The sequence below is a fragment of the Moorena sp. SIO2C4 genome (assembly GCF_010672485.1).
GTDB lineage: Bacteria > Cyanobacteriota > Cyanobacteriia > Cyanobacteriales > Coleofasciculaceae > Moorena > Moorena producens.
The window spans coordinates 1-3884 of the sequence record NZ_JAAHGN010000733.1 but is presented as its reverse complement, the minus strand read 5'-3'; the positions used below and the strand labels follow the sequence as shown (position 1 = coordinate 3884).

Annotated in this window: 6 protein-coding genes; 1 reads left to right on the top strand and 5 read right to left on the bottom strand. The window is 43.0% G+C overall.

Annotation, left to right across the window (positions count from 1 at the left end):
- Positions 1 to 226: 226 nt before the first annotated feature.
- The 3 genes from F6K20_RS28090 to F6K20_RS28080 form a co-directional block, all read right to left on the bottom strand.
- On the bottom strand, positions 227 to 397 hold the full coding sequence (locus F6K20_RS28090) for a hypothetical protein (protein WP_154659785.1): 171 nt from the start codon (positions 395 to 397) through the stop codon (positions 227 to 229).
- A gap of 333 nt (positions 398 to 730) precedes the next feature.
- Complete coding sequence (locus F6K20_RS28085; protein WP_008184270.1) at positions 731 to 2371, bottom strand: S8 family serine peptidase; 1641 nt, start codon at positions 2369 to 2371, stop codon at positions 731 to 733.
- Between the two features lies 1 nt (position 2372).
- Positions 2373 to 2717 (bottom strand): hypothetical protein, encoded by a 345-nt coding sequence (locus F6K20_RS28080; RefSeq protein WP_008184267.1) that lies wholly within the window; start codon positions 2715 to 2717, stop codon positions 2373 to 2375.
- Between the two features lie 103 nt (positions 2718 to 2820).
- On the opposite strand from F6K20_RS28080, the gene F6K20_RS28075 reads away from it, so the two are divergent.
- Positions 2821 to 2961: a hypothetical protein gene (locus tag F6K20_RS28075; RefSeq protein WP_154659784.1), complete on the top strand. Its 141-nt coding sequence runs from the start codon at positions 2821 to 2823 to the stop codon at positions 2959 to 2961.
- 169 nt (positions 2962 to 3130) lie between these two features.
- Here F6K20_RS28075 and F6K20_RS28070 read toward each other — a convergent pair whose 3' ends face one another.
- Together F6K20_RS28070 and F6K20_RS28065 are read right to left on the bottom strand one after the other, a co-directional pair.
- On the bottom strand, positions 3131 to 3304 hold the full coding sequence (locus F6K20_RS28070) for a hypothetical protein (RefSeq protein ID WP_008184263.1): 174 nt from the start codon (positions 3302 to 3304) through the stop codon (positions 3131 to 3133).
- Between the two features lie 360 nt (positions 3305 to 3664).
- On the bottom strand, positions 3665 to 3838 hold the full coding sequence (locus F6K20_RS28065; protein ID WP_008184276.1) for a hypothetical protein: 174 nt from the start codon (positions 3836 to 3838) through the stop codon (positions 3665 to 3667).
- Positions 3839 to 3884 lie beyond the last annotated feature (46 nt).

The window sequence follows — 3884 nt, the reverse complement described above, 5'->3', positions numbered from 1 at the left end:
GTCCGAATCATTTTGAATTAATAATTTTGAACTTTGAATTGGAGCGTTCGCGCAGCGTGACCTACGGTCAAGCGAGTTGTGGTCTTCAATCAGTGGCGGGTACAAGCCCCCACTGATTGTCATTTTGCTTTTTGGGCAAAAAGCAATCTCCCTCAAGGAGATGAATTAATGGAAACCTCATTTCCTTTGGATGACCTGAGTGGGAGGGAGAGGGTTACAATCTCCCTCAAGGAGATGAATTAATGGAAACCGGCTCAAAATAAGCTTCTAAAATTTTCCCTGTAAAGTTACAATCTCCCTCAAGGAGATGAATTAATGGAAACTCTTCCCAGTGAATACAATCGTTGTTTTCCCAATAGTTACAATCTCCCTCAAGGAAATGAATTAATGGAAACATGGTTTCTGCAGCTGGAAGGATCCATTAAGAGAGATATCTTTGTCAAAGTTACAATCTCCCTCAAGGAGATAAACTAATCTAAAAACACTGACCCTTAAATACAAAAAAAAGGTAGGCAATGCCTACCTTAAAAATTCACCGTAACTATAGATCTAACAATTGGTGTAATGGTGTTAACAAATTTAAGAAACTGATGCAGTCGCTACTCCCTGCTCCCTACTCCCTAAAACCTAGAACTTTGTACCTCACCCAATTTAAAAATGCTATAGCGTTAGATACCAAGCATTTCAGCCTGTTTCGTCGCCCCTTCAGGTACAGTTGTTACTCAAACGCCTACACGTTCAAGATGGATTCCACACTAGCTTTCAGAGAAAAATCTCCTGCTCCACGATAAGAACGAACCATAACAAAATATTCACCTGGTTCTGAAGGTCGGATACTAATTTTCTCGTCAGGTAAACTGGTATACCCACGATAGTCGAACTCACTGATAGTTGGCTGCAATGCCTTTCTGACATAGAGATCGAAATCTACACCATCCTGTCCATCTAGCTCAAGGCTCAATGAGGTGCCGACCCTCACCCGATATAAGCTAGAATCGCCAGTCTGCTTTAAATGCCCTGAAACCGCCTCTCCTATTTGTAATTCTGGTATGTCTAGCCGCTCTAGGGCATTGAGGATGGCTGGAACATCGATCAGCCCAAACCCATGATCGTAGTCAAAACCTGCCACACCCAAATCTTCGGCAGTTCGGCGCAACAGTTGACGAAGTTCAGCGGGAGAGAGAACCGAAGGAGGATACTTAGTCCGAATCGATGCTACAACACCAGCCGCAACAGGACAAGCTGCTGAAGTGCCACTATCTGCTCGATAAACTCCTGAGCCAACAAAATGAGTATAGGCACAAAGATCGGGTTTTTGAGAGTCGAGATGTCCTGGTCCCTGACTAGAATAGCCAACTCGCTCTTTATTAACTGTCACCCCAGCAATGCTAAGGACACTTGGATGAGAATTCGCACCATAAATGGGTCTGTTAGTAACGCGTTGGCATCTTGGATCAGGACATTCTGCACCACAATTACCAGCAGCAAAAAGAATATCAGCACCAGCATCCTCTAAACTTTCAACAATGATATTGAAAGGATGATTGGGATTATCACTGTAATTGCCAGGATGGCCCACCGGAAAGTCCCAAGAGGGATGAAACATTCCCCAACTATTATTAACTACCAAAGCTGGTTTAGGTTCTGGGGCTGTTGAGAGTATTTGCAGCAAGTTACTGAAAGCTTTGACAGCATCACTCAAAAACCCATCCATTACCGAGCCACCTGGTGTCTGCGATTGGAGAAGGGCATAGTCGAGAAGAGTGCTGTTTGGCGCAGCAATGCAGACATCAAAGGCACACATTGTTCCATGATCGACACGCATATTACCTGGGGTAAGTCCAGATACTGGAGTCCAGCTTTTGCTCGCATCGAATTGAGGTGTTTTACCCTTACTGTTTAGATGGGATAGATTGACTCCGCTATCAACGATCGCCACCATTACGTTAGACCCATCCATTCCTTTTGCTTGAAGTTGTGGAAATTGCAGTAAATTCTCCACATTTCGATGGGTTCCCACTGAAGCAGGTGGACAAATAGCGATCGCACTAATTCGTGGATCTGAAAACACACCAATCCCATTAGGGTCTTGTTCAACTGCCGCTATTAAAGGCTCTAGTGCATCATCTGCCACCTCACCTCTTACCAGATAAGTGGAAACTTCAGGGCGAGCATCAAAGGAAAATAGTTGTCCTACTTCTGTGACTCCAACCTCTTCTCGTCTTTGTCGATTAGGCACCAAAACAGGTGTATAACTTTGATCCAGTGAAAAGCCATCAATAGAAACAGCCTCTGTTGTCATAGTGAAACTCTCGGCAGTCATTGCAGCACGGAGTTCCGGCATAAATCGCATCTGAATTAACACACGCATGTTATTTATCCTCTTCTTCTTGAGATTCTGTGGGAGCTATTTTTATATCACCGTGAACTCCCTTGACTAACGGTTGTATTGCTATCAGTTTTTGAGAATCCATGTCACCCGATACACGGATGACATACAAATCCCGCTTCGGACTTATGAGAATTAGACCATAATCTTCATCAATCTCTAAGTCTTTGATTCCATCTAGTTGCTTCACGGACTCCAAAGAATTGTTAGGAGGCGGTAGATTGAGTGTAATTAAGTAACGCATTTTTCTAGCTTGGTTGACATTCAAGTGGCAAGCTACTTGAACTGTCTCTAAGTGAGCAAAAACTGAATATTCAAAGTAGAACATACGAACAAAAGCTCTTGTACTTTTATTTTTAGAATCCCTACAGCTAGAACAGGGTAAACGCATCTAATTTTTTTATTCCTATATATAGTTTTTAGTGAATTCAATGAACACTATATATAGGAAATTGATTGTCAATAAGCACAATAGCGATGCAGAGGTGCGACCCGTGGCGAATTTAATTACGGGTCAAACGCACCATTACGGTCTTGGGGAGCCAGTGCGGTCTTGGGGGTTCCCCCCATGAGCAACTGGCGTGGTTTCCCCCATGAGCGACTAGATCAAGACAAGGCCGGGTTTATTGAGAACTACCCCCGGTTACCCAACAAGATGCGCTTACCCTGGATAGAGAGGAGAGATAGGACTTAATTTCTGCCCAGAATTTAAAAGCCAGCCGTCAAAGATTCCTAAACAGACTAAGTGCTAACCGGTTCCGCTGGCTCAGTAGCCGCTCCGTTCTCTTCGAGTTCCATTTCCTCATATTTACTAAAGCACTTACGCTTAGCACCTACAGCTAGGTCGAGCACAATCGGTACTTCTAATTTGATCGGAACTTGGAACACACAGGGATTATAGTATTTGTAAGCCATGGGTTTTACCTCTTGCTGTAATTAATTTCAATCAACACATTTATATAATGTCAAATCTAACTCTGGCTTGGCAGTACCCTTGAGGGTACCTTTTATGAGGTGATATGATAGTGTTTCATAACTTAGCCTCGGTATTGGTGGGCATTGCTCATTTAATTTATAGGCTCACTAATTTTAATCTTCCTGATCAATGCCCACCCTACGATTTTTATCTGGTTCAGTATTGGTGGGCATGATTATCGCTTAAGGTCTACAATAAAACTCCTCCCTCCTGAGCTCAGGAGGGAGGAAACAGAGGAGATATAGGACTTAATTTATGCCCAGAATTTTAAAGCCAGCTGTCAAAGATTGCTAAAGAGATTAAGTGGTAACTGGTTCGGCTGGCTCAGTACCCGCTCCGTTCTCTTCGATTTCCATTTCCTCATACTTAGTGAAGCACTTACGCTTAGCACCTACAGCTAGATCGAGCACAATGGGTACTTCTAATTTGATCGGAACTTGGAACACACAGGGTTTATGGTATTTGTAAGGCATGGGTTTTACCTCTTGCTGTAATTAATTTCAATCAACACATTTATAT